Origin of the sequence: Rhodoferax sp., assembly GCF_025354435.1 — a bacterium.
In the GTDB taxonomy this organism is placed as follows: domain Bacteria; phylum Pseudomonadota; class Gammaproteobacteria; order Burkholderiales; family Burkholderiaceae_C; genus Rhodoferax_B.
Genome location: NZ_JANXMU010000019.1, coordinates 50,393 through 75,206 on the forward strand (window position 1 = coordinate 50,393; position 24,814 = coordinate 75,206).

Genomic DNA, 24,814 nt, shown 5'->3' on the forward strand with positions numbered 1-24,814 from the left:
GGTCTAGGCATTTATCCGGCCCCATTCTAAGAATGTCTAATCAAGGGGCGCAACCACCGGCGCCACCACGGCAGTGCGGGCTTGCTGCGGGCGCGCCACACCAACAGCTCCGCCATGGCCTGTTCTACAGTGCAGGGCTTGCCGGTGGCCAGACTGGCATAGCGGGGATACAGCACCAAGGCTCCGGCCACCAGCGCGTCCAGATCCAGGTGGCGGCCTCGGCGCGGCGTGGGTAAGGCGTCCGTGGTCAGGCCCCAGCCCGCGTAAAAAGGCAGGCCATGGCAGGTTACCGGCTTGCCACGCAACAAGGCTTCAAAGCCCGCCAGGGAGGTCATCACATGGACCTGGTCCACGGCTTCCAGCATGGGGCCCATGGGGGCATCCAGCACCACCTCGTCGCACCACTGTTCTGCTGCAGCTTCTCCGATGCCCTGGCCGCGCAGCCCGGCCACCACGTCCGGGTGCGGCTTGTAGACCAGCCACGCATCTGGATGGGCGGCACGGGCGGCTTGCAGCAGGCCCATGTTGGTGTGGATGCCCGGCGCGCCTTTGCGCAAGGACGCATCGGTCTCTACCTGCCCCGGCACCAGCACCACGGCCTGGCCGCGCTGGGCCACCGCATCGGGGCGCCGCCAGGGTTGCTGGCCCACGTTGTACTTGGTCAAACCGCTGCGCACTAGAGCCTGGCGCAAAGCATTCGCCCGGGCCTGTATCGGCACATCGAAGTCGGTGGTTTGCAGCAGATGCTCCAGGTCGCTCGGTCGTGTGGCATCGTAGTACATGCCACGGGTGTCTACCACCCAGGACAGAGGGCGTACCAAGTCAGCGCCGAGGCCGACCGAGCGCAAAAAACCGTCCTCCAGCCACAGCGGCGTGGCCTGCCACGCTGCCCAGTCCACATCGCGGTGCGGCCCGCTGGCCCACAACGCAACGGTGACCCCAATGGGTATCTGCTTGAGGCTGCGCACAAACAGCACCTGGCAGCCGGGCAAAAAGTTTCGCACCAAGGCACGCTTGCGCCATGAAAACCCTAGCCCGTACACCACACTCGGCACGGGTTCACGCATGGAGGCTGGCGGGCTGGGTCGCACTTAATTCAACCAAGAAATCATCCACCTGCCGGAAATGCTGCGTCCACGTGGGGGACTCGAAGCCTTGCAACCGTGCCAGCTGGGCCTGCCGATGGGGGCTGTTGTCTGCGGCATAGGCCTCGATGATGGCCGCCCAACCCATGGCATCCAGGGGGTCCAGGTAGTCGGGTATGCCATGGGCAAACTCGCGGTACACCGGTAAATCGGCGGCAATGACCGGCACGCCATCGGCCAGGGCTTCAATCACCGGCATGCCGTAGCCCTCGGCAAACGACGGAAACAGCATGGCCTGGGTGTGCCGCAAGTAGGTGGCCATTTCGGCATCGGGGCAGCGGCCCAGCTCCACCACGTAGCCCTTGAGCTCGTCCGAGCGCTCCAGCAGCGCCACGATATGGTCGTTATCCCAGCCACGTTGGCCGATCAGCACCAGCCGGGGGGCCTGTGGCCCCAGCTTTTGCACCAGGCGTTGCCACACTTGCAGCAGCATGTAATGGTTTTTGCGCGGCTCAATCGTGCTGACATACACAAAGTACGGCCCGGGCAGGGGCCGTGGACCCACCGCAGCCCCTGGCAGGTTGGGGGCCAAAAGCGCTGCCACGGTGGGGGGCATGCGCCAATCCAGGCGTTCGCACAGCGATGCCAGTGCTTCCTGGGTGTCTTGCGAGTTGCACACAATGCCACTGGCCAGCTCAATCGCATTGCGCATGCGCACCAGGTGGCGGGCTTGCTCGTCGGCCCGACAAAATTCCGGGTGCGTCAAGGGAATCAGGTCGTGCAGCACAAAAATCGGACGCACCCCTTGGGAGCGCAGCATGGCCGGGTAATGGGCTTGGTCGAGTCCGCTGTGGCCGGTGTTGAACAAGAAGTGCCCTGCCACCTGCTGCCGACCCACCCCGCTGAGCAGCCCCTTGAGAATCGTCGCCAGGGGGCTGCCTCCGCGGCCCAAATCCAGCAGCCAGCCAAACAGCCACGTCGATTCGGCCTCGCGGTAGACAAATTTGCCCCCTGCGTAGCGCAACACCGCCCGTGCACCGCGGCCATAGTGGGCGATGTAGGCCAGGCTGACCCGGTCTACCCCCGTGGGTAAGCGCTGTTTCAGAAAGCGGTCCACCAGCCGGGTGATATCGATCAGGATGGGGCGCATACCGGCCTGCGGGCTGTGGTTCAAATTAGCGCGTAGCGGCTCTCACGCCAATCACCGGGCCGAGAACGGAGCCCACGATGTTCAAGAACTTCTGCAGCTCCGCCGCTGGTGCGTTGGACACGTACAGCACGTCCTTGTTGTTCACGCTGAAACTCTGCGCCACAAAGAAACTGGCCGGGTCGTTCAAGTCCAGTTGGTAAATCACCGGCACTTTGCCATCGGGGGTGGTGGCGACAGGCTGCGGCCAATCCAGCGCGGTCGGCTCTTCCAGGCGGAAAATAAATACGCCACGCGCATCGGCCCGCTCGTCCTTCAGGCCACCGGCACGGGCCAGCGCTTGCGACAGCGAAATGCCCTGGGCTTCGAAGTTGATCTCTTCGTTTTTACCGGTGGCACCCAGCACCACATAGCTCAGCGGCTGGAACAGCGCCGTCACCACATCCCCCGGCTGCAACACAATATTTTGCTTGGGGTCGCGAATGATCGTTTCCAGAGGCAAGGCCTGCACCACATTGCCACGGGTCATTTGCAGGGTCATCTTGTTGACCGGCTGGCGGGTGCCACCGGCGGCGGCCAGCGCATCCAGCAAACGCTCGCCTTTGGCGGTAATCGGCATGCGCAGGCTGTTGGTGACCTCGCCCACCACCGTCACATTGGAGGTGGCGTTGCGAATCACCCGCACCAGTACCTGTGCCTGGTTGGCCTTGCCTTTGAGCAAGCGCGCAATGTCGGCTTCAATTTGCTGCGGGTTGCGCCCAGCCGCCCGTACCTGCCCCACAAACGGCATATTGACCATGCCATCGCTGTTGACCATTTGCTCAGGGAAGCTGGTGACCCGTGTGGTGGACGGGCCGACCCGCGCATCGGTAGCACCCGCGCCAAACAAGGTGGCAGGCGGTGCCTCCCAGACCGATATTTCGACCACATCGCCCGCACCCACCACATAACCCGGCTGGACCGCAGAGGCAAATACGCCCGAGAACAGGTTTTGCTTATGCGATTCGAGCAGCTTGCGCGCCACTGCGTCGTTCACCACTACCAACTGCATGCCATTGAGCTTGGCCGGTGCCGTGGCGGCTTGCACCTCTTTGACATTGGGGCCAGACCGCGACAACCAGTCGCTTTGGCTGGCGCATCCGCTCAGTACCAAGACACTGCAAACACCTACCGACAAACACCGTGTGACGACACGGGCCGTCTTACGCAAAGAAATCATCACTCAAACTCCAATTCATTTCGGCCCGGGGCAATGCTTGCATGCATTGCGGATCTTGACCGTTAGGGGCGGATTGTAGGTGGGCTTCACCGCTGGCCCTAGCCATCCAAGGACAGCAGCCAACCCGCATTATTTTTATAAAAAATAGGTCTTTAGCGCATATATAGTCTACGCTAGTAGCTATATAAATAGGAGTAAATTACACCAGCTTGCGATAAACATTAACCGTTTGCTGGGCACAGGTTTGCCAGCTGTAGCCCGCTGCCACTTGCAACCCACGGGCTACGGCAGCTTCGCGCCAAGCATTGTCGGTCAAGCTTTTGTCCAGCGCCTGGCACAGGGCATCGGTGTCGTCCGGGTGGACCAGGCACGCTGCACCATCGGCCACCTCGGGCAGGCACGACAGGCTGGATGTCAGCACCGGCACACCCGAAGCCATGGCCTCGGCTACCGGCAGGCCGAATCCTTCGTAAATGGAAGGGTAGGCAAACAAACGGGCTCCGGCATACAGCAGGGGCAAGTCTTCTTCGGGCACAAAACCCAGATAGCGCAACCATCCCGCCCGCTCTGCGGCATCCATTTGTGCATGCACCAGCGCGCTGTTCCAGCCTTTGCCGCCTACCAACACCAGCGGATACGCTGTGCGCAAGGCCATCGGGAGCAGGCCATACGCCGTAAGCAAAGCACCAATGCGTTTGCGCGGCTCGATAGTGGACACACACAGGCAGTATTGGCCCGGCACCAGGCCATGGCGCAGCAAGCCGGGCACCAGTTCTGTGGCCGTGCGGGGCCGGAAACCCGGCGACACTCCCAAATGCACTGCCGTCACCCGCTCGGGCTGCCAGCCAAAGAAGGCAATGACTTCTTGCCGCACCGCCTCGGTGTCGGTGATCAAGTGCGCTGCCAAGTCCAGGCTCTGGCGAAACGACTTGTCAAACTGGGCCAGTCGCTCGGCAGGGTGGGTTTCGGGAAACTTGAAGATCGACAGGTCGTGCACGGTGATCACACCGCGCTCAGCGTAGGGAGGTAAAAAATAATTGGGCCCGTGAAAAACTTGGCCCCTACACATATGCTGCCAATAGCCGTTTTTGACAAATTGCGGCCATTTGAAAGTGCGGGCCTTGGGCTTAAACAACGAACGGGTACCACCGTCAGGCGCCGGTACCAACAAACTGCCAGGCTCAGGAATCCAGCGCTGGTTGCGGTAAAAGCGCAGTTGCTCCACACCATTTACCGCGCCCAGCCTGCACGCTAGCTCCCAGGTGTAGCGACCGATACCCGTAAGCGCTGGCGCCAAGGCATCGACCGACAAAATAACCTTCAAACCGTCGCCTCCCATGTGCAGCGCAACTTCCAGTCCAACGTAATGCTTGATTCGAGCTTAGTTACATCCAAATCAATATTTCTAATTATTGTCAACATATAAAAATCTAACATGAAAATAAGTATCCCAAATCACGCGATTCCGATTGTAAATTCACCTAACTAAATTTCAAAACGAGGAACCAGCTGTATTACGCCGAATATCTGCATCCACCATCATCTGGCAGAGTTGCTCAAGCGTAGTTTTAGCTTCCCAGCCGAGCTCGCGCTTTGCCTTTTCAGCACTTCCGATTAAAAGTTCAACTTCTGCAGGACGATAAAATTTAGGGTTAACGCGCATTACAGTCTTTCCAGTGACCGCATCAACCGCCGTCTCATTTTCAGCCTCACCCCGGAATTCAACCGTAACACCCACTCCTTTAAATGCCATACTAACGAAATCACGCACAGTCTCCGTACGATTGGTTGCAAGTACAAAAGTGTCAGGTTGATCTGCTTGCAACATCCGCCACATACCCTCCACATATTCCTTTGCATATCCCCAATCGCGCTTGGCATCTATATTGCCAAGCTCCAATACATCTAGCATACCAAGCTTTATTTTGGCTACAGAGTCCGTGATTTTCCGTGTAACAAACTCACGCCCGCGAAAAGGGCTTTCGTGGTTAAATAAAATACCGCTAGTGCCAAAAATTCCATAGCTTTCGCGATAATTTACGGTCATCCAATGGGCATATAGTTTTGCAACACCATAGGGACTACGTGGATAGAAAGGAGTACTTTCAATTTGTGGAATAGCTTGGACTTTACCAAACATTTCAGACGTGCTAGCCTGATAAAAGCGAATCTTTTTATTCACTATGCGTATCGCTTCCAGCATATTCAAAGCACCAATACCCGTTATTTTTGCTGTAGTCGTGGGTTGATCAAATGAAACACCAACAAAACTTTGTGCAGCAAGATTATAAACTTCAGTCGCCTCGGTAGATTGCAATAGGCGAATGCATGTAGACAAATCGGTTAAATCGAATTCAACTAAATTCAAATTTGGATTAGTCAAAATACCAAGCTCTTCAATTCTCCATACATTTACCGAGCTAGTCCGGCGATAGGTACCGTATACGGTATATCCTTTAGATAGTAAAAGTTCTGCAAGATAAGCACCATCTTGCCCAGTAATTCCAGTAATAATAGCTACGGTCATATTTTCTTTTGGTTAAATAATTTACAAAAACGGCGATAAATTAAACTGCAAAATTCAAATGCGTTGGAATTTTAGGCAGTAGAGATGACTTTAGGTGCCAGCTTGAATCTTGACCTAGGATAAAGTTAGCCTTCTGATACAGGTCGCGGCAAGGGAAATTAGCATCTGTATGGGTTAAGAATGCATTAACGTCGCTACCGTTGCCGCTGATATTTAAAATATCAGTACATACTTTACAAAGTACGCCCAACTCCACATCCATGCCAAGCACCCTGCAACTCATGACAAACTGGATAATTCTACTTCCACTTATCAAAATAACACCGACAAGGCCATAGTTGGTGAAGCGATCGTCCACATGAAAAACGGCCATCTTAATGCCAGAATTGAAACTGTACGCCATCTCCTCCTCTGTCCAACGTTTTCCAGTCGTATTAAATTGATTAGTTTTATTAATGAGTTCGAATGCACGAGGGTACTTTTTATCATTTTTTGATAAAACGTAATCAAATTTAATTTTTATATTTTGCGAGAGTAAGAAATCAGGGCGCGACATCGCCACTTTTTGAATCTCTCTTTGTTCCTGCGCCTTCATCATCTCGCCACGACGACCAGACTCATCAGTCACGTAACGAACCTGAGTTTCCGACGCCCATAATAACGCTGTACGCGTTAGATACGGGTCATCACCAAGCACGCGTATACCTGGTATAGCAGCCATAACCGACTCACGCTCAACAGGATTATCATCGACAAAAACTACACTACTTGGCAAAATATTAGCTATTTTAATTAGCTCTAGAATATTTTCATATTTTGGCTTCCAGTTAATTCTGATAAATGAAAATTTGTCTAGATCTAATCGATTTTGATAGGCACCCAACCATAAATTTCGCACAACGCTTTCTTCATTCTTGCTAACAATAGCAAGAATAATTCCTCTCCGCTTAAGGTAAGTTAGCGCCTCTGCGACACCCAACGGCCAACCTTCAATTTGCATCATTGGATCAATTGATCCGCTTTCGCCTGCTATACCTCGCCACAACGTATCATCCAAATCCATCACTACCATTTTTACCGAATCAATATTCATTATTGTTCTATACATTGAGATCAGTTCATCCCAAACTGCACATACAAATCCATAATTATCAGCATTAAATTTACTAGTAATAGATTGACTTGGTTTCTCGATCCTCTGCTCATCAATATTCACGGCGTGGTCCACCAACGGTGATCCATGCACAATAATAGAAACAGAGTCGTCTTGGACATATCTCTTTCCAATGGTGGAAGAAATTTGATTTGTATCCAAAAGATGAATATTTGAAAAGCCTCCTAAAAATTTAGAGAGATGAACATTTAGCTGCTCAACAAAAAATATTGGATTTCTTAAATCATACCGAGGCAATAATTGACCCATCGGATTTTTTATTGGAGTAAAAAAATTACTCACAAAAGTAAGAATATTATTCTCAATATTATACTTCAACATTGATCTGACAATAAACTCCAGCCTATTACAAGATTCTTCAAAAATAGACTCGTATTTATCTAAATCAACATATTTCAAAGGCATATATTGCGATTCCGGCATTATTGAACGCAAAGGGGGAGCAATAACCTGAAAATCATATGATGCGGCACTCGTCAATTCGGGGAGCGCAACACCATTATTAAAAAGAATTCTCTCAATGTGATGATCCGAACTATATTCATTAATGTATGCAGGCCAATAATCCAAAAGGCATTGACCAATAATCATTACCCGGCAAGGCTTAGTTACATTTTTAACTAAAAATTTGGGAGAAAGAAAGTCGCCTGATCGTATCATTTTAATACTACTTAATTAAATTATCATTGAAGAAATTGAATTTCTAATATCTGGCAACACAGCCGGATTTCCAGTAATACTAACTAATTTTTCTACATCACCAACAAGCCGCCAAACTTCATTTTTTCGTATAAAGTCAGGTGATGATATTACATTCAATTGATGACCTGTTATTGATGTCAGCACCTCGATTAAACTTCGAACAGATGTGCCGTGGCCAGAGCAAAGATTTATTACCTCACCAAACGACGATTTGTTGGAAATAATTTTCTCTATTATATCGACAGCCGTTAAAACTGATATGTAATCACGCTCCGGCTCTATATTCCCCAGTTCGATTTGGGGTAATTTTTCCTTAAAATGACGAATTAGTTTTGGCAAAATGAAAGATTCATTTTGACCATTGCCAATTAAATTAAATAAACGTAATATTGTAAAATTTATTTTGTCTGCCTGCAACAAAACTAGATGTTCAGCCACCATTTTGCTAAAGCCGTAGTGATGAACAGGACTTGGTGTTAGTTTCTCGTGAAGAACATTAATTTTCTGGTTACCGTAGACACCTGCGGTGCTTAAAAATATTAATCGTTTTTTTTCCCTGAAACTAACTAGCGTCTTTAGAATATTATCTGTACCTATCACGTTTATTTTATAGTAATCAATAGGCAGGCCATTTGTGACAGATGCCAAGCCCGCCGAGTGAATTACTATATCTGGATTTATCTGATCAAAGACTTGCTTTACCTGCCCCTCTTCAGTAATATCGCATTTTATAAAATTGTTACTAGCGCTTGTCGTAAGTCCATGAACTTCATAGCCGCGATTTGTGCAAACATCATAAATATGCTTACCTACAAACCCAGATGCGCCAGTAATCAATAGTTTTTTCATAATTTAAGCTATTTGGAGTTTATTAAGTTTAAATTAGAATAATAGAAGTTAAGCAGCGCCTTTAGTAAGTCACCTGAAGACTCTAGCCAAGTTTTTGCCTGCCATTCGTTTTTTATGAAATCTTCTTTTTGCCTAACAATATCAGGGTTTTTATAATAATGAAGTATCCTGTCCCCCCATTCTTTAGTATCATAAGGATTTATATATTCAACTAAGTTACGGCCAACCTCTACTAATGGAGGGGTATCTGCAGTTAAACAAAACTTCCCGTACGACAAGCTTTCTGGCAAGGTAAGACTCCACCCCTCATACATAGAGGCCAAGACAGTAAATTTACATCGACGATATAAAACATCAAGGAATGTATCGTCAGGACTAATTATTTTAATATATTTCTGGATTCGACTGTCGGAGTTAAAAGTAGTTAAAAAATCATCAACTAACCAGCCCGGCTTTCCGACAAAAATAAATTGTGGTAAATCTGTTATGCCAGATTCGATTAAATATAAATATGCCTTGTAAAGCATTTCATGGTTTTTTCTTGGCTCTATAGTTCCCACAGTTAATATAAAATCTTCTTGGATATCATTTTCATTTAATATTTTATTTTCTTCTTCGAGTGATAGCTTGTATTTCCCATTCTGTATATCTGAACCAAACTCTACAAAGCTACACTTTGGTGAACTCCAACCTAATTTCTTCTGAATTACTTCTGAGTCCAACATTGCAGTTCTGCCACCATAAATAATATAATCAAATTCGTTTGATATATACTTAATAAAACCTTCATATCCAGCACAGGTTTCAACTTTATGGCATTGCGGTATAATAAACGGGGTAAAATCATAAACCAAATGCGAGAGAGTTATATTTTCTCCATTTTTTGATGCCTCTCGCGCTGCCAAGCAGCGCCTTGGTTCTCCCTCGGCATTTAAATCAAAATCTATTCCAGTGAAAATAATAATAGAATTATCTGGAAATTGTTCAATTGTCTGCTCGTGTGTACTTCTATTTGAGCCAGGGTAACGATAAGGGCTTCTAAAACCAGTATTGTTAGATTCATGTGAATCCCAATACTGTCTAAATGATTGATATGCTGTTGACAAATCACCCTCCTCAAATAACCACAGCAAATTAGCTGCAGGAATTTCAAATATTGAATTAGCATCCTGCGCAAAGAATTTTATTTGCTTATATATCTTTTTAAGATGTCGCGCGTAAGTCAGCTCTGCCCGAATTACACCGCTTATGCCTCCGCTCCATAATAAATAAGATAGCGACATATCGTACCAAATTGTTGGTGGTGATGGAACATATGGAAGTTTTTTTATCTCTTTATTTATAACTTCATTGATCCTATTTGCAGTATCTTTCCAGGATGTTTGAGGCCATTTTTCTCTAATATTTTTTTCGTAAGTCTTTAGTAATTCTTTATCGCGAGAGAGCCGTAATATACTTGTAGCCCAACTTTTCACATCATAAGGTTTTACATACTCAATCATGTTACGACCAATCTCCACAAGTGGCGGTGTATCGCATGCAAGACAAAATTTACCCTGCCCTAAGCTTTCAGGCAGAGTAAGGCTCCAGCCTTCATATAAGCTAGGTAATAAAGTAAAAGCACAATGGCGATAAAGTACGGAGAGCTCCTTATCAGTAGGCCGCAACAGAAGTATTTTTCCCTTTAGTTTGGGATTCCTTGTTAGATGATTCATTAGATCATCAACTCTTCCTGCGGGGTTTCCAACTATAACAAGCATAGGTGTGCTGAGGGCATCGATTTCTAGTGCCATAAGCATTGCTTTGTACAATGTCTCGTGATTTTTTCTCGGTTCAATAGAACCCACAGTCATTATAAATTCATAAGACTTAAGATTAAGTTTACTTAATATTTGAAAATCATCGCTGTCATCATAGTTTTTGACTATGTCGCTGCCAAAATGTACCGGTACACCTAAGGGACTTGCCCAGCCAAGTTTTTTTTGAAAGCTCTCTGTATCTTGTTTCGCGGTTTCTCCGCCATAAAATATTAAACTACAGCTATTAGAGATCCATTCTAAATAGTTACTAAATTTTACTGCATGAATTCTGTCGTAAAACTGGGTCGTATTTTCATTTATTAAAATCGTGTCATATACGAGATAGCTGATGTAAAGCTGCGGCAGCTCAAATTTTATTTTGTCGAAGAAAACTTCTTTTTGACTATCCATCCATCCCATACAGAAAACTATGTCATCTGGTTCATATGGGTGAAATAACTCAGAATTATTTTTAGCATCGATATTTAAATATTCATAAGTTCTTCTTGCTGGTTCATTTTGAGGCCCAATTCTCTTGAATTTTTCAATATATGCATCGGCGATGTTTTCTGCGTCAAAAAGCCAACCTAGTTTTTGATTATCAATTTCGATAAATCCATTCCCGAGTTGCATAGAAAAGCGAATCCCTGGGCGAATTTTTTTGAGGGCAGACGCAACTTCAAGTTCGGCTCGGATAATTCCAACCACACCACCCGTCCACTCCATGGTAGTAGTCAAATCCATCCATAAACATGCACCATTTATTCTTTTTTTATATTCACGTTTTTTGATTTTTCTTGCGGGTTTCTTCTGTTCAGGCAGCAGCACTTGCTCCATTATGTTGGAGGTATATTTATTCTTATTTAGCTTTTCAAGCTCAAGCCTTTTATGTTTTAGCGACTGCTTTGCATCCAACACGAATTTATTCTCAATATAGATCCCAATAACGGGGAGCTTTACTACTTTATAAAGAGACACAATTGTTTGAGTTAAATCTTTATCTCTCCCTGTAGCTATTGCTTCCGGTGAGTAAATCATTTTATAAAGATACTTTAGCTTGCTACCACCTTCGTTAAGATACAAGAGGGCGCTCTGCAACCCTGTTGGATCAGGCTTCCTATGTAAGACGAGTTCATAAGCATTATTAATGAACTCGACTGGCTCAAGACCTAATATTTCCTTGATATGCTTTTTATTTAACTGTTCTTTGTTATTTAGCGTAGTCATATTTATGATTCAATTCTTGTGTAAATATTTTCTTAACAACTTGGATTATATTTTTAAATAATTTGCTTGGTGTGAAACGTTGCTCTCATGTCATATATTAATATCTCTATTAATATTTTAAATTATTCCATCTTGGCCCCAACGCATACCAAATATATTATTCAAAGATCTAGGTGGATTTGATACTAATTGCGGTGCACTTGCTTTTCCTATGGCAAACTGCCAAAAATCTAAGTGCGCAATTTCGGGACCCGTATTAATCCAAGGCCTACACTTATAGCTATCGGGTGCTATTATTTTCGCCGAGGTTTTCATGAAGAAATAAGCTTTATCAATAACACTTGACGATATAGCAAGAAATTTCTTTGCAATGTCCGAACACAACAAGCGATATGTTTTTCACTCGTAAGTTTAATTGAAGAAATATCTTGAGATATTTTAAAAAATACCTCGCCTGATGTGTCATAAGGGTGTGGAGAGAAAAGAACTTCATCAACATCAGAAAAATAATCTTCAATCATATCTTTATGATCATTTATGGAGCAAATAGATCCATCTGCAACCAACGACAAATCGATAGGCATTTGACCAATAAAAATACTATATGTCTTTTGAGGTTCGCCAACTGTGCGAATACCACGCCAAGCCAATGCGGCGCTTAAACTGGCCGCCTCATTCCAAAAAAACTCGTCAAATATTTCAATAGATTCCAGTGCTTGGCGAATGCCGCGATGATTCGTCCTGGCGCTCCAAAATAAGTTCGTACCAAACCGAAGTGGGGAAACTTCAAAATCTAAAGAAGGGATGGCTTTTCTCTCGAGCAAGCTAATCATTGCAGGAGTGAGGCCAAATCCAAGCACCAGGTTTGCGGAGTTTATTTTCTCAAAATACTTGTCTAACTCTTGGGGTATCGCTGTAGATGTTGCCTTTGCCCATCCGTTAATACCATTCTGTATATCCAGCACTGCTATCAAACCTGCAGTATCGATATCTCCACCGTCCACATTTGTAAAACTTTCAATACATTGCCAGCCTAATCTTGAAAGAGTGGGCCGTAGCAAGTGCAGCATTAGCTTGCGATTACTTGTTGATGACCCCATCCCATTCAGAGCACAGCGATAAAAATCAGTTACAAATACTGCTTATCCACATACTAAAGGGATGTCAATAAGTGGATATTCACTAGTTTTAATAGTTTTTGCAGTTTGATATGTCACTTTTGTGCCTCAATATTTTATTATTTTATCATCTTGCTAGACAGGCCTAATTCTGTTAACAGTTGACTAGCCGCCCTCTCCCAAGTGGGTATTACATATTTTTTGTAAGATATTCCTTTTGGACTAGAGAGCCATTTCTCTATACTTAATGCCAATGCTTCAGCATTATCATTGACAAAGAAGCTGATGCCGGGCAAACCTATTTCGCGGAACACCGGTAGATTGCGTGCAAGAACGGGCTTGTGGTGTAACGCAGCCTCAATTAGGGGGAGTCCAAAGCCTTCACCCTTCGACGCCATTATCAGACCATTGCATCGCTTATATAGTCCTAATAAACCAATTTCACTAGGACTATCGACCCAATACATACGCCTATTTAACTCTGGATGGTTTTGAATACGGTCTATAAAACCATCGATTTTCCAACCTTTCTTACCAGCAATAACTAGTTGGGTAGAGTTGCCTTTGGCCCACAAGATTTCAAATGCATTGAGGACATCCTCATGACCTTTTCTTGGTTCGAGGGTGCCAACCATTAATACTACTTTGCCCGAGCCAAGTGATAATTTATTGAGACTCTCTTCTATACCTTGGGTTTCATTTTTAGAAGGTTCTACCGCATCAGCACCCAGTTTGATTATGTGACTAGCCATCGATGTTTTGCCAACACAGGAAACTCCCCATTTTTGGGTTGTCCAAGTATTTAAGTCCATTTGAACTGTCCGTGATATACAAACAACGTCATCTGCCAGCACAGCTATGGTCCGCAACCAACGGGCTAAATAGTAGGTATTACGCGGGTTAAACCAGTCCGGATGCAGTACAGGTAAAAGGTCATACACCATAAAAACGAGGCGCACTCCTTGTCGCTTCCAAGCTAGCAAGTCGGCTATGCGGCTATGCACTATGCGCGCAGCTAGGTCGAGACCAAAAAATATATCACCTTCTTTTACCTGTACGGTCGAAGCTAATGATTTTGCTTCAGTAAGTACAGTGTAGTTTTCTAAAAAATCAGACTGGATATATTGATAGCCTTGACTTTTGCTAGCTGCTATAGGTAATACTTGGTAGCCATTTGGGGGATTTAATAAAAGCTGCTTGTAAATATTGCGAACTACGCGCTGAATACCTGTACGCGCATCACTTAACACAATTACTGACACATCGACCAACAGCTGATGTGGGGAAGTTTTATCAAGTTTTGGTTGTAACTTTAAACCTGAAAACTGATTACGCCAATAATTTGGCGGTAATAGCTGGAGTGCTATACGCTGTAAAACCTGCGTCATGGTAGAAATGAGTTATTCTGCAGCATGCTCAGTATAGAAGGCAAAAGCTTCATCTACGTTTGTAAACGTTGTTAAGCTGCCTTTTACGAGTACTGCCGCATGCTGGCAGTGTTCTCGTACGTAGCCGGGATCGTGCGATACAAGAATCAGTGCACGGTCTTTGCGTTTTTCAAATAGCTCAATGCGACATTTTTCGTGAAACCGGGCATCACCTACTGCCACGATTTCATCAATTAAAAAACAATCAAACTCAATAACCATAGAGATGGCAAAAGCTAACCTGGCACGCATACCGGATGAATACGACTTCACTGGTTCGCGCAGGTAGCGGCCTAACTCTGAAAATTCTTCTACATAAGGAATTTTGTCTTCGGTGCTAGTATCGTAGACTCGGCATATAAACCGCAGATTATCTAGTCCGGTCAATGTGCCTTGAAATGCACCGCCAAACGCAATAGGCCAAGAGACACTCATTGTCCGGCTAACATGGCCAGAAGTCGGCCGCTCAGCACCACTGACCATACGAATTAACGTTGATTTTCCAGAACCATTGCGTCCTAAGATACCTACCTTCTCTCCACGAGCGACTTGTAAATTAATACCATTAAGTACTGTGGCCGGACCATGCCGCGTAGGATAACATTTAACTACGTTAGTAAGTTCAATCATTCAGGTGCTACCCGGCGGCTGATATAGCGCTCTTGTGCAAAACCAAAAAGTGTAAGAACCAGACAAATACTTGCCATGTAAGCTATGTCGTAATGGGCATGCACAGTAGAGCCAAAGTATCCTTCACGCAGCAACTCAACCCCATGTACCATTGGAAGAAGTAAAACCACTTCCTGCGCAATTGGCGGCAGCCAGTCCACCATAAATGCAGCTCCAGACAGAGGGAACAGAAGATACATAGCAGGATGCCAAAGTTTTTCGACTATTTCGGAGCGCTCACTTAATGACCCAACCAATATAGCGATCGAGCTGCCAAACCAAGCCAACATCAACCAGGCAAATAAAACCTGTAATATATTTTCTGGTGGTTTTATCCAGCCAATAGTGGTAAATACCAATCCTAGTACAACAAAAGAAATGCCTGCGCCCATCGCCTCAAGTACAAGACGCGATAGAAAAACATCAATAACTTTCACATTGCGGTGGTACATCAACGCCAAGTTGGGTGTAATTGCCCCAACTGTACGGCTCGGCATATTACGCCAGAGTAAAACTGAAGAGTAACCCGTTAATGCAAATGCCACGATTGGAATATTAGATCCGTGGGTTGCTTTTGCTGCTGTCCATAGTGCGGTAACACCTAACGTGAACATCATGGGTTCAACGAAGAGCCACAAAAAACCGATGTTGTGCCGACCATAGCGCGTTAAGACTTCGCGCATCAAGAGTGCGCCGATTACCCGAATTTGGATTGCGAATGAACGCCGTAAAGAAGTGCTAGTTGTCACTGTGCTTACCTTTAGTCTTGATGCTCACGCACACCTGCCAGCAGCATTGTCAGGATGGACCATGTAATCAGCCCTATTAGTAGAGTCGCCAAAATGCTGCGCACGCGGCGGGGTTCGGTGGCTACATCGGGCAGACTAGCTTGCACGATGCGCTCCAGGTAGAATTGTTTACGTTGGGCATCATTGCGGGCTTGTTCTAGCGAGGCCATGGCGGCACCTAGTTGCTTGTCGGCAAACAGGCGCTCCAGTGACAGGCGTTCGTAGTCCGCCGAGGTATTGGATAGAGACTGACCGCCGTCGCCCGCTACCTTGGCGGTCTCGCTATTGATTTCAGACTGCAGGGTGTCCACGCGTTTTTGCAGGCTGGGAATTTGGGGGTTGTCGGGAGTGAGCGCCCGGATCTGCACGAGTTGGGTTTTGGTGGAAATCAGCTCGTCTTGCAGTTTGGAAACCAATTGCAACTGCAGGGCCGATTGGCGTTCTGGGTCAAATACGCCTTTTTGGCCCCGAAACTTGGACACTGCCAGTGTGGCCGCTTTAGCTTTGGCCTCGGCAATGTCCACTTCCGCCGTAGCGAACTTGATCATGTCTTGCCGACCCCGTTCGTTGAGCTGGTTGACCAGCCTTTCGCTCAATTCAAGCAGCTTTTCGTTGATGCGGTGCGCATCTGCTGCGGTGTAGGCATAGGCCTTCAAGGTGGAGATGGAAGACGACGCATCGACTTCGACATTTATGTGCTTTTGGTAATAGTGGTGCAGGGCTTCGAAGTTTTCATCCGTGCCCAAGGGGGCAAAGCGGCTAAAAATATCGACGCTAGGGCTGCCGTAGATGTTGGTCAGGCCGAAGGATGCGTTGAGCTGCTTGAGCGCGTCACGCGATGTGATGTAGTCATGTACGGAATAGGTGTCGTCTGCAGAGCGGCTAAACCCAGCCCCTTGCAGTAGGGCACCAATGCCCGCCGAGGCTTGTTTTTGCGGGCTGCGCACCACAAAACGTGATTCAGAGATGTAGACGTCTGACGCAATAAGCCCAAAGTACAGCACGGCTAATGCGGTCGGGAGTAGTACGGTGGCCGCAAATAACTTGTTAATGCCTTTGATGCGTGCGACCAGGCTACGGGATGGTTGCTTGCCGGAGAGTGTGGGGGTGGATTCAGTCACTGAGGGGATTTGTTAGCTATAAGTAGATGCATAGTCTGCGCCGGGCACCATTTGGGCACTCATATTAACTTAGCTAGGTATATGCGCGTAGTTGTGTTTCCGCCCTGCGAAGGGTCTTTACCCTCTTTACCCAGGTGGCTGCCGCGGTGCAACCTTATCAAAACCCTGGCGAAGTAAAGTTCATTTTATTCGGTAGAAACATCTATACAAGTCCCGCATCTTAAGCGCACAAGTTGCTTGCGCAGCCCAATACGGTGCACTATCACAACGCCAGAAGTTGAAACTTCCTTCCTTTGTAGTAAGGACGCTAAACCTTGTGGGATGCAGGCCACTAAGCCTGCTAGCGAACAGACGGGCTGCTATTCTTCACTCCATGAAACTTATCTTTAAATGGCTGCTCAGCGCGGCCGCATTGCTTCTGGTGGCCCATCTCTACAGCGGGGTGCAGGTGCATAACTTCACTGCCGCACTGATCGCCTCGCTGGTGATTGGTCTGCTTAACACGGTGCTACGGCCGGTGCTGGTGGTGTTGACGCTACCGGTCACCATCCTCACGCTGGGGCTGTTCTTGTTTGTGGTGAACGCGCTGATGTTCTGGTCTGCCTCGGGCCTGCTGGCGGGCTTTCATGTGACCGGGTTTGCTGCGGCTTTGATTGGCTCGCTGCTGTATTCGGCCCTGGGCATCGTCATCGACTCAGTTGTTTGATTTGTCCAGTGCTTGCTCTATGAGCAGGGCCTGGATTTGCCGCGTGCGGGTGTCGATGATGGAGGCTTCGATGTCATCCATCGGCCCGCTGCCGGTTGGCGGCTTGCGCACATAGTCTTGCGCGGCGCGAAAGCGGTCCATCGCCCCGGCGTAGTCCAGCCGGGCTACCTGGGCTTCGGCTTCGGCGCGGATCGCCCGCAATGCCTGGCCTTGGGCTGTGTAGGCGGTGGCGAGTAGTTGCCAGGCCGTGCCATCGCGTGGGTGCAGTGCCACCCAAGGCTGCAAGCGGGCAATCGCGTCGGGTGCCTGGCCCATGCGGGTGCGCACTTGCGAGCCCAGCACCAGCTCAGGCCGACCCGGCGCTTGCAGGTTCAGCAAGGCGGCGGTTGCGGCCACATCGCCTGCGCCCCATTCAATCTCGGCGGCCAGCAGGCTGCTGATGCGCGCCAACGCGGGGTCGGTGGTGGTCAAGGCCTGCAGCCGGGCAACCAGGTTGCGGGCCATGGCAAAGTCGCGCTGGTGCAGGGCCGACAAGGCCCCGGCGTACAGCACGCCGACACTGCGCACGTCCACGGCCGGGCCGGTGGGGTGCACGGCCTTGGCTTCGGCCACCCAGGCGCGCAGCATGTCTACGCCGGGGTTGGCCAGCACGCGGGCGCGGGCGGCCATCATGGCGTGCAGGGCGCTGGGCGGGGCGTGCACGGGGCGTGCATCCAGGGCCTGGCGCGACTGCATGTCGGCAATCCGCTCGGTGGTCAGCGGGTGGGTGCGCAGGTAGGGCAGCGAGCCGTTGTCGCCGATGCGCGAAGCCTGCTGCAGCTTTTCGAACATGCTGACGAAACCGATGGGATCAAAACCTGCCTGGGTCATCACGCCGTAGCCGATGCGGTCAGCCTCGCGCTCCATGTCGCGCGAGAAGTTGAGCTGGTTTTGCATTGCCGCGGCCTGCCCGCCTATGACCACGGCATTGGCTGCATCCGGGCTTTTGCTGGCGGCCAGCACACCCAGAATCATGGCCCCGATCATCCACGGCATGGCTTTGCTTTGCGACTCCATCATCCGCGAAATATGCCGCTGGGTGACGTGGCTGAGCTCGTGCCCCAGCACCGAGGCCAGCTCGTCCGGGCTGGTGACCACGCCCACCAGGCCCAGGTGCAGACCTAGGTAGCCGCCGGGCAGGGCGAAGGCGTTGATGGTGCGGTCGGCACCCATCAGCACCTCCCAGGCGAAGCGCTGGTCGAGTTCTTCGGTGAGTTCGCCGCGCTGGCGGGCGGCTGTGAGCAGGGGTTGCCAGATGCTTTGCACGTATTCAACCAGCACCGGGTCGTCCACGTAGTCGGGGTCGCGGTAGATCTCGCGGGCGATGCGCTCACCCAGGCGGCGTTCGGCGCTGGTGGTCATGCTGCTGCCGTCGCCCAAGCTGGGCAGCTGGGCGGCGGGGGTAGCCCGCGCCTGTGCCATAGCCGTCTGCGGGCCCAGGGCCATGCTTGCTATTAATATAAGAGCTATAGGCGTATGAGTTACCTGCGCCAGAGCCTTATTTCTTATAAATTTAAATGTCAAGATGAGTTCCATGGGCGAGTGCTGCGGCCAACGGTCCATCCGTATGATGCAGCTCTGCCATAAACGTTCAGTAAATCCAGATTGTGATCCGCATGCCTACCCTGACCCATTTTGACGCACACGGCCAAGCCCACATGGTCGATGTGGCCGCCAAAGCCCACACCCACCGCACGGCAGTCGCCACCGGCCGCATCGAGATGCTGTCCGCCACGCTGGCCCTGATAGAGAGCGGCACGGCCAAAAAAGGCGATGTGCTGGGCATTGCACGCATTGCCGGCATCCAGGCGGCCAAGAAGACCAGTGATCTGGTGCCCTTGTGCCATCCTTTGGCGTTAACCCGGGTGGCGCTGGACTTTGCGTTGGTGCCGGAGCCCGCCGCCGTGGTGTGCACCGCCACCGTGGAAACCGTAGGCCCCACCGGCGTGGAGATGGAGGCCCTGTGCGCTGTACAAATCGCCCTGCTGACCATCTACGATATGTGCAAGGCGGTAGACCGCGGCATGGTCGTGCAGGGCGTGCGGGTGGTGGAAAAGCACGGCGGCAAGTCGGGTAGTTTTGTGGCGCAGTCGGCATCTACATAGCCGCTGCTGCTGGCGACACGGCCACCAAAGTGTCTGGTATTCTGTTACAAATTTCTACCGCCAGAGGCTCCCTGTGAAGCACGTCAACCGGCAAGAACTCATCGCGCGGCTCATGGCTATCTGTGAGCCCGCCAACCCCTTGGCCCTCTTGGGCGCCGAAGCTCGCCATCAGGCGATTGCCGAAGCCATTGACGACGCAACCCAGCACGCCACCGACAGCGAAACCCGCCGGGTGACGATTCTGTTGTCCGACCTGCGCGGTTTCACCGCGATTGCCGAAAAGTTTTCGGCCATGGACATGGTGGCCGCGCTAAACCGCTACCTGTCGCGCATGACTGAAATCATCCTGCGCCACGGCGGCAGCATCGACAAGTTTATGGGCGACGCGATCATGGTGCTGTTTGGTGCGCCCCATGCCCTGCCCAACGACATCGAGGCCGCGCTGGCCTGCGCCATTGAAATGCAAATGGCCATGGACGAGATCAACGCCGAAAACAAGCTGCACGACATGGCTGCGCTGTACATGGGCATCGGCATCAACACCGGCGACGTGGTGGTCGGCCATCTGGGCTCCCGGTTGCACAGCGAATACACGGTGATTGGCGACCAAGTGAACCTGGCCTCGCGCGTTGAGGCGCACAGCCTGCGCGGGCAGATTTTGCTCAGCGAAAGCACCTACCAGCAGGCCCGGGACTTCATCGACATTGGTGACATCAACGATGTCCAGGTCAAAGGCAAAAAAGGCAACGTGCGCATGGTCGAGCTGCTGGCCTTGCGTGGCCTGCACCCTCTCATCGCACCCAAACGCGAGGTGCGCAACAGCCCGCGTGTCGAGGTGGACATGCCGCTGGCCTACCAGATTTTGAAAGGCAAATCCGTCCTGCCCGAGGAGCACATCGGCCGGATTGCCGACTTGAGCTATGGGGGCATGTTCGTCATCAGCCCGGTGGCCCTGGCCCCGTTTGACGACATCAAGATCACCCTGTCGCTGTCCCTGATGGGCCGGGAGCTGACCGAAATTTACGCCAAGGTGCTACGGGTGACCGAGCTCCACGGCGAGTACAAATGCCCGGTGGAATTCACCTCGATCGAAACCAAGGCGGCGCAGACGATCAAAGAGTTTGTGGACAGCATTGTGGAATTCAACAAGCTCTAAAGCGCCTGGCCTGGCCTACAGTTTCGGCCTGCGGTCTGCCAGCCAGGCGGCATAGGCCTCGGGAAATGCCGCTTTGAAACGCTGCATGTGGAACACGGCAACATCGTCCAGCCCCAGCAGCATCGCGCTGTCGATCACCCGCTCAATCACCCGGTGCTCGGGTGAAAAATGCAGCAGCTTCAATGCCTGCTGGTACTGCACCCGCGCGTTGGCCTGGGTCAGGGGCGTGATGCTGAGCTCGGCAAACTGCACCTGGTTTTGGAACAGCCAGGTGTTGCGCGCTTGCGCCAGCGGGTCTTCTCGGTAGGCCGGCTCGCGGGATGCGGGCGGCAGGTAGATCTGGCTGGCACGGCGGTAGTCCCAGGCTGTGTACATGCATATTGCTATTAAAAATATAGCTAATAGTGCAGGCAGAATATGCGCTAGAGCCCTATTTTTTATAAAAATAACATTCTGCCTGCGCCACAGCAAAATCACGCACATGCCCACTGCGATCTGGAACGGGCCGTACCACAGCGGGTACTCCAGCAAACTGTGCAAGCCCACCACCGCCAGCACCGTCCAGGCCATGCGTCGGGAGGCATCTGTTTCGGCCCAGGGTTTTGCGCGCATCACCCACCACAGCAGCAGGCCGCAGACCAGCACAGCCACCGGCACACCCAGCTCTACGGCCAGATGCAGCGGCAGGTTGTGCGCGTTGTCCAAAATATCGCAAAACCGCGGGCTGTCGTACAGATGGATGTAGTGTGCGTAGTCCAACTCGCCCCAGCCCCAGCCCAGCCAGGGATGCTGGGCAATCAGCGTCAGCACGTTGTGCCACAGCGTCAGGCGGCTGGAGCACAGCGCATCGCCTTCCCGCAGCCGCGCCCAGGCACCCGTATCCAGCCCCACCAGCGTCGGCAGCACCAGCAGGCCCAGCCCGTAGGCCAGCACAAACGCTAGCAGCACCCGGCGTACTGCGGGTTGGTGCAAACCGCCCCAGCCCACTGCCATCGCCACGACCAGCACAGTCTGCAGCAAGCCGGTGCGGGAGGACGACACAGCATTGCCTATCCCCAGCAGGATAGCCAACGCCAACGCCAGATTCCGTGCTGCGGGCTGGACCGCCTTGGGCCGCACTTGCACTACCCACCACAGCAAGGCGGCCAACGCGATATGGGTCAGACTGGCAAATTGGTTGCGCTGGCGTAAATTGCCAAACGCCTCGCCCAGCAGCGTAGTGTTGACCCACGGTGCCAGCGGCGCGCTCAGGCCAAAGTATTGGACCGTGCCGATGGCACCGCTCAACGCCCCCGCCCACAGCCAGCCAAGGGCGGCGGCATCGGCCCAGCCGGAGGTCCCCGCCGGTAGCCGGGCAGGCCGCCAAACCGCCTGCACCCCCATAAGCCCCGCCACCGAACCCAGCGCCACCAGCCACGGCACCATAGATGCCATCGGTCCAGGGCCGAAAGGGTTGAGCCAGGGGAGGGCTAGGAGGAGGGTGGCGAGGAATGCCCAGGGACGGGGGGTGATAGTTGGAGGCATTAAAGGAGTGCGGAGGGCCTAAACGTCAATAATGATTTATTTGTTTATTTTTGACCGGGTTTGGATGCTGCTTCGACACTAGGGAGGGGCGCTTCTTTTTCTAATGGCGGCCATTTCACCGCAGCCATGGCTGGTTGCGTGCGGGCTTGCGATTCCCAGGCGGCCCGGAGGTCACGGTCAAACTCTTGAGGCTGGACCTTTTGGGTTTTTTCTATCCATACTGTGGCTTCTTCCGGCTTGTGAAGATAGGCCAGTGCTTTGGCAAAATTAAACAAATTGGACGGTGTAGGAAAACTCAAGGCAACGTCATGCAGTTTTTCCGCGTCAGCAACGCTAATGTCCGGCTCTACGCCTTTGCGCGCATAGAGGATAAATTCACGCATATCGTTTAACAACCATACATTGGGCGGTTTGCCTGGAGGTAATCGACCGATTCGTGCAGCTTCCATGCGAAAGGTTCTAAAGCTTTCGTCCACGTGCAGATAGTCTCTCATGATGGCTAACAGTAAAAGCGTAGTCCCTAGCAGCAGTGTCAGCACAGTCCATCGACTGGATGCATACACGACAGGGTTGCGCTGGCGTTCATTCAACATACCCATCACCAACCCTGTTGGTAAAAGTAAATAGGCGTGGTGCAAAGGCAGCTCCACCATAGCGTGCAATCCGACTGCCACTAAAAACAGCATCAATATGGCATCTTCGGCGTTGGCTACACGCCGGAGTCCACGCAGCAACCATCCTAAAAGTGCCAGCGAGGCCAGGCCTCCAATAGGAATTCCACACCACAGCACCAAGTCCAGAAACAAATTGTGCGAATGTATAAAGAAGGACGTTAAGGTGGGATGGTTTTGTGCCACCGAAAGCTGCGCTACCGCCAATTGATTCCAGCCATAACCCCACCAAGGGTGCTGCCACGCGGCATCTAAAAACAAGCTGTAGGCTTTGAGCCTTAGTTGCGTTGAAGCACCACCTAACGAAACTGAGCGAATCTGCAAATCCAGACCCAGTAAGTCACTCAAGCTCTGCAAAGATAGAGTGCAAACTGCAAAATATAACAACAGTAAGGTGACGACCAACGGGCTGCGGGCAGGCAGAAAGCGACGCCAAATCCACGCGGCTAGGCATATCGCGAGTAGCGCTATGAAGGCTATGCGTGACTGGGTCAGCACAATGCCAAACAAGATGAACATCGCCATCAACACGGCACTGAAGGGCTTTATTTTTCCTCTTACTAAACCCCAGGCGCTGGCCAGCAAACCCCAAAGCAATAAAGTGGCTAATTGATTTGGTTGCCCCAAATTAGCGGAAGGGCGGCCAGGTGAGAACTCAGCCATCCAAACCTGCATTGAATCGACCTCGAATTCGAGACCCAGCCACTGTCGTAATTGCAGTCCGACCGATACCAACGATGCGATCCCCACTGCGAGAAACAAGCCATCAGCTGCTCGTCCAGGGGTTGCGGCTTCCCACCGTGCTCCCATCAGCATCGTTAACAGCAATCCTAAAATGTAGGCTGTACACACCCATGCTTGGCCGCTAAAAGGCAGCATGCCCAGCCCGAACTGTATAAACGGTACCGTTGCCAATAAGGCAATCACAATGGGTAAGCTGTGCCATTGCACCTTGTTAGAGCACCATCCGATTACGGGGATCGCGGCAATGGCAAACATCACGGCTAACCACGCGTCGCTGTGAAATGTCGCCCAAGGGTAGTAGTGGTTAGGGAGTAGCCACGCCATTGCCAGGAGCAGCACCCATAAACCTAACCAGAGGGGAGGGAGCGGTTCTCTAGAAGTCAAAGTGATTCAGAGCTAAAGTTTGATGGGAGCGCGTTGCGCGTAAAGCGAATGCTCATAAAAAAAGCCCCCCGAGGGAGGCTCTGATGTACCGAGTCTTATTAGCCTTGGCAGCTAGCAGGACGGTATTTTGATGCAATCGAACCAGAGCATGTCCAAATAATTTGATTGGTCGTTGGCTCGATATTACCCGTCAAAATAATGTTGGAGCCAGTGATCTTGGCTTCGCCTTGGGCAGATGCAATGACGATACCAGAGGTAGAAACTGTCGAGATGTAAGAGACCGAACTCACATATTTAGAGGATTGGGTCGCTACTGCGACGCTTGCTGTCAAAGGCATCCCGCCGTTCACTTGCGTGGCTTCCGAAATCACAGTTTTTGCGGATGATGCAGCCAAAATCACTTCCGTTACCTTGGCGCGCACGGTGTAGTCTTGGTACGCTGGCAGAGCCACTGCAGCCAAAATACCGATGATCGCCACGACGATCATCAGTTCGATCAAGGTAAAACCTTGTTGCATAGAACGCTTCATGAATGCTCCTAGAGTAAATGTTGATACGTAGTAGTTAAGCATATACCGTGCCAATCTATTTTGTGTTCCTAGCTGCCCTGATTGGCTAAAATTCTCAGCTATT

The 24,814-nt window shown here is 50.6% G+C and carries 20 protein-coding genes; 3 read left to right on the plus strand and 17 right to left on the minus strand.

Annotated features, from left to right (window positions below; all coding sequences use genetic code 11):
• Positions 1 to 26: 26 nt before the first annotated feature.
• The 13 genes from Q0T48_RS04795 to Q0T48_RS04855 all read right to left on the minus strand — a co-directional run bounded on the left by Q0T48_RS04795 (position 27) and on the right by Q0T48_RS04855 (position 16,852).
• Positions 27 to 1,067, minus strand: coding sequence for a beta-3-deoxy-D-manno-oct-2-ulosonic acid transferase (locus Q0T48_RS04795; protein ID WP_295953158.1), 1,041 nt, complete (start codon positions 1,065 to 1,067; stop codon positions 27 to 29).
• Positions 1,060 to 2,235 (minus strand): glycosyltransferase family 1 protein, encoded by a 1,176-nt coding sequence (locus Q0T48_RS04800; RefSeq protein ID WP_295953162.1) that lies wholly within the window; start codon positions 2,233 to 2,235, stop codon positions 1,060 to 1,062. Before Q0T48_RS04800 ends, Q0T48_RS04795 begins: the two co-directional genes overlap by 8 nt.
• A gap of 25 nt (positions 2,236 to 2,260) precedes the next feature.
• Entirely contained in the window at positions 2,261 to 3,451 is a 1,191-nt protein-coding gene (locus Q0T48_RS04805; RefSeq protein WP_295953164.1) for a polysaccharide biosynthesis/export family protein, read from the minus strand.
• 199 nt (positions 3,452 to 3,650) lie between these two features.
• Positions 3,651 to 4,457: a glycosyltransferase family 1 protein gene (locus Q0T48_RS04810; RefSeq protein WP_366887931.1), complete on the minus strand. Its 807-nt coding sequence runs from the start codon at positions 4,455 to 4,457 to the stop codon at positions 3,651 to 3,653.
• A gap of 486 nt (positions 4,458 to 4,943) precedes the next feature.
• Positions 4,944 to 5,978, minus strand: a complete 1,035-nt coding sequence (gene gmd / locus Q0T48_RS04815) for a GDP-mannose 4,6-dehydratase (protein ID WP_295953170.1) — start codon at positions 5,976 to 5,978, stop codon at positions 4,944 to 4,946.
• Positions 5,979 to 6,018: 40 nt separating this feature from the next.
• Positions 6,019 to 7,743 carry an HAD-IIIC family phosphatase gene (locus Q0T48_RS04820; RefSeq protein ID WP_295953172.1) on the minus strand — a complete coding sequence of 575 codons (1,725 nt, stop codon included), beginning with the start codon at positions 7,741 to 7,743 and terminating at the stop codon, positions 6,019 to 6,021.
• 84 nt (positions 7,744 to 7,827) lie between these two features.
• Entirely contained in the window at positions 7,828 to 8,703 is an 876-nt protein-coding gene (locus tag Q0T48_RS04825; RefSeq protein ID WP_295953175.1) for an NAD(P)-dependent oxidoreductase, read from the minus strand.
• Positions 8,704 to 8,711: 8 nt separating this feature from the next.
• Positions 8,712 to 11,729: a glycosyltransferase gene (locus Q0T48_RS04830; protein WP_295953178.1), complete on the minus strand. Its 3,018-nt coding sequence runs from the start codon at positions 11,727 to 11,729 to the stop codon at positions 8,712 to 8,714.
• Positions 11,730 to 12,040: 311 nt separating this feature from the next.
• The gene (locus Q0T48_RS04835; RefSeq protein ID WP_295953181.1) at positions 12,041 to 12,799 is read right to left on the minus strand and encodes a hypothetical protein; all 759 of its coding nucleotides are present in this window, start codon (positions 12,797 to 12,799) and stop codon (positions 12,041 to 12,043) included.
• 167 nt (positions 12,800 to 12,966) lie between these two features.
• On the minus strand, positions 12,967 to 14,235 hold the full coding sequence (locus Q0T48_RS04840; RefSeq protein ID WP_295953183.1) for a glycosyltransferase family 1 protein: 1,269 nt from the start codon (positions 14,233 to 14,235) through the stop codon (positions 12,967 to 12,969).
• Between the two features lie 12 nt (positions 14,236 to 14,247).
• Positions 14,248 to 14,904, minus strand: coding sequence for an ABC transporter ATP-binding protein (locus Q0T48_RS04845; RefSeq protein ID WP_295953185.1), 657 nt, complete (start codon positions 14,902 to 14,904; stop codon positions 14,248 to 14,250).
• Positions 14,901 to 15,692, minus strand: a complete 792-nt coding sequence (locus Q0T48_RS04850) for an ABC transporter permease (RefSeq protein WP_295953188.1) — start codon at positions 15,690 to 15,692, stop codon at positions 14,901 to 14,903. Before Q0T48_RS04850 ends, Q0T48_RS04845 begins: the two co-directional genes overlap by 4 nt.
• An 11-nt stretch (positions 15,693 to 15,703) precedes the next feature.
• Entirely contained in the window at positions 15,704 to 16,852 is a 1,149-nt protein-coding gene (locus Q0T48_RS04855) for a hypothetical protein (protein ID WP_295953191.1), read from the minus strand.
• Between the two features lie 373 nt (positions 16,853 to 17,225).
• Here Q0T48_RS04855 and Q0T48_RS04860 point away from each other — a divergent pair, with 373 nt between their 5' ends.
• Positions 17,226 to 17,558 carry a phage holin family protein gene (locus tag Q0T48_RS04860; protein ID WP_295953194.1) on the plus strand — a complete coding sequence of 111 codons (333 nt, stop codon included), beginning with the start codon at positions 17,226 to 17,228 and terminating at the stop codon, positions 17,556 to 17,558.
• Here Q0T48_RS04860 and Q0T48_RS04865 read toward each other — a convergent pair.
• Positions 17,547 to 19,043 (minus strand): M48 family metalloprotease, encoded by a 1,497-nt coding sequence (locus Q0T48_RS04865; protein WP_295953197.1) that lies wholly within the window; start codon positions 19,041 to 19,043, stop codon positions 17,547 to 17,549. The two genes, Q0T48_RS04860 and Q0T48_RS04865, sit on opposite strands and share 12 nt — an antisense overlap.
• Positions 19,044 to 19,213: 170 nt before the next feature.
• Between Q0T48_RS04865 and moaC the strand changes: the two genes are divergently transcribed.
• A complete protein-coding gene (moaC, locus tag Q0T48_RS04870; protein ID WP_295953199.1) occupies positions 19,214 to 19,702 on the plus strand; it encodes a cyclic pyranopterin monophosphate synthase MoaC in 489 nt (162 codons plus the stop codon).
• 73 nt (positions 19,703 to 19,775) lie between these two features.
• Positions 19,776 to 20,858 carry an adenylate/guanylate cyclase domain-containing protein gene (locus Q0T48_RS04875; RefSeq protein ID WP_295953202.1) on the plus strand — a complete coding sequence of 361 codons (1,083 nt, stop codon included), beginning with the start codon at positions 19,776 to 19,778 and terminating at the stop codon, positions 20,856 to 20,858.
• Between the two features lie 15 nt (positions 20,859 to 20,873).
• Here the strand turns inward: Q0T48_RS04875 and Q0T48_RS04880 are convergent, their stop codons facing one another.
• The 3 genes from Q0T48_RS04880 to Q0T48_RS04890 form a co-directional block, all read right to left on the minus strand.
• Positions 20,874 to 22,292 (minus strand): Wzy polymerase domain-containing protein, encoded by a 1,419-nt coding sequence (locus Q0T48_RS04880; RefSeq protein WP_295953205.1) that lies wholly within the window; start codon positions 22,290 to 22,292, stop codon positions 20,874 to 20,876.
• Between the two features lie 134 nt (positions 22,293 to 22,426).
• Positions 22,427 to 24,052 carry an O-antigen ligase family protein gene (locus Q0T48_RS04885; RefSeq protein ID WP_295953208.1) on the minus strand — a complete coding sequence of 542 codons (1,626 nt, stop codon included), beginning with the start codon at positions 24,050 to 24,052 and terminating at the stop codon, positions 22,427 to 22,429.
• A gap of 227 nt (positions 24,053 to 24,279) precedes the next feature.
• Positions 24,280 to 24,711 (minus strand): pilin, encoded by a 432-nt coding sequence (locus Q0T48_RS04890; RefSeq protein ID WP_295953329.1) that lies wholly within the window; start codon positions 24,709 to 24,711, stop codon positions 24,280 to 24,282.
• Positions 24,712 to 24,814 lie beyond the last annotated feature (103 nt).

Bases quoted from the DNA above. Each gene is read 5' to 3' on its own strand.
- Q0T48_RS04840 (WP_295953183.1), bottom strand. From the start codon at position 14,235: ATGACGCAGGTTTTACAGCGTATAGCACTCCAGCTATTACCGCCAAAT.
- Q0T48_RS04865 (WP_295953197.1), bottom strand. From the start codon at position 19,043: ATGGCCCTGGGCCCGCAGACGGCTATGGCACAGGCGCGGGCTACCCCC.
- Q0T48_RS04890 (WP_295953329.1), bottom strand. From the start codon at position 24,711: ATGAAGCGTTCTATGCAACAAGGTTTTACCTTGATCGAACTGATGATC.
- Q0T48_RS04830 (WP_295953178.1), bottom strand. From the start codon at position 11,729: ATGACTACGCTAAATAACAAAGAACAGTTAAATAAAAAGCATATCAAG.
- Q0T48_RS04885 (WP_295953208.1), bottom strand. From the start codon at position 24,052: ATGTTTGCCATTGCCGCGATCCCCGTAATCGGATGGTGCTCTAACAAG.
- Q0T48_RS04835 (WP_295953181.1), bottom strand. From the start codon at position 12,799: ATGCTGCACTTGCTACGGCCCACTCTTTCAAGATTAGGCTGGCAATGT.
- moaC (WP_295953199.1), top strand. From the start codon at position 19,214: ATGCCTACCCTGACCCATTTTGACGCACACGGCCAAGCCCACATGGTC.
- gmd (WP_295953170.1), bottom strand. From the start codon at position 5,978: ATGACCGTAGCTATTATTACTGGAATTACTGGGCAAGATGGTGCTTAT.
- Q0T48_RS04860 (WP_295953194.1), top strand. From the start codon at position 17,226: ATGAAACTTATCTTTAAATGGCTGCTCAGCGCGGCCGCATTGCTTCTG.
- Q0T48_RS04825 (WP_295953175.1), bottom strand. From the start codon at position 8,703: ATGAAAAAACTATTGATTACTGGCGCATCTGGGTTTGTAGGTAAGCAT.
- Q0T48_RS04820 (WP_295953172.1), bottom strand. From the start codon at position 7,743: ATGATTATTGGTCAATGCCTTTTGGATTATTGGCCTGCATACATTAAT.
- Q0T48_RS04845 (WP_295953185.1), bottom strand. From the start codon at position 14,904: ATGATTGAACTTACTAACGTAGTTAAATGTTATCCTACGCGGCATGGT.
- Q0T48_RS04880 (WP_295953205.1), bottom strand. From the start codon at position 22,292: ATGGCATCTATGGTGCCGTGGCTGGTGGCGCTGGGTTCGGTGGCGGGG.
- Q0T48_RS04800 (WP_295953162.1), bottom strand. From the start codon at position 2,235: ATGCGCCCCATCCTGATCGATATCACCCGGCTGGTGGACCGCTTTCTG.
- Q0T48_RS04795 (WP_295953158.1), bottom strand. From the start codon at position 1,067: ATGCGTGAACCCGTGCCGAGTGTGGTGTACGGGCTAGGGTTTTCATGG.
- Q0T48_RS04805 (WP_295953164.1), bottom strand. From the start codon at position 3,451: ATGATTTCTTTGCGTAAGACGGCCCGTGTCGTCACACGGTGTTTGTCG.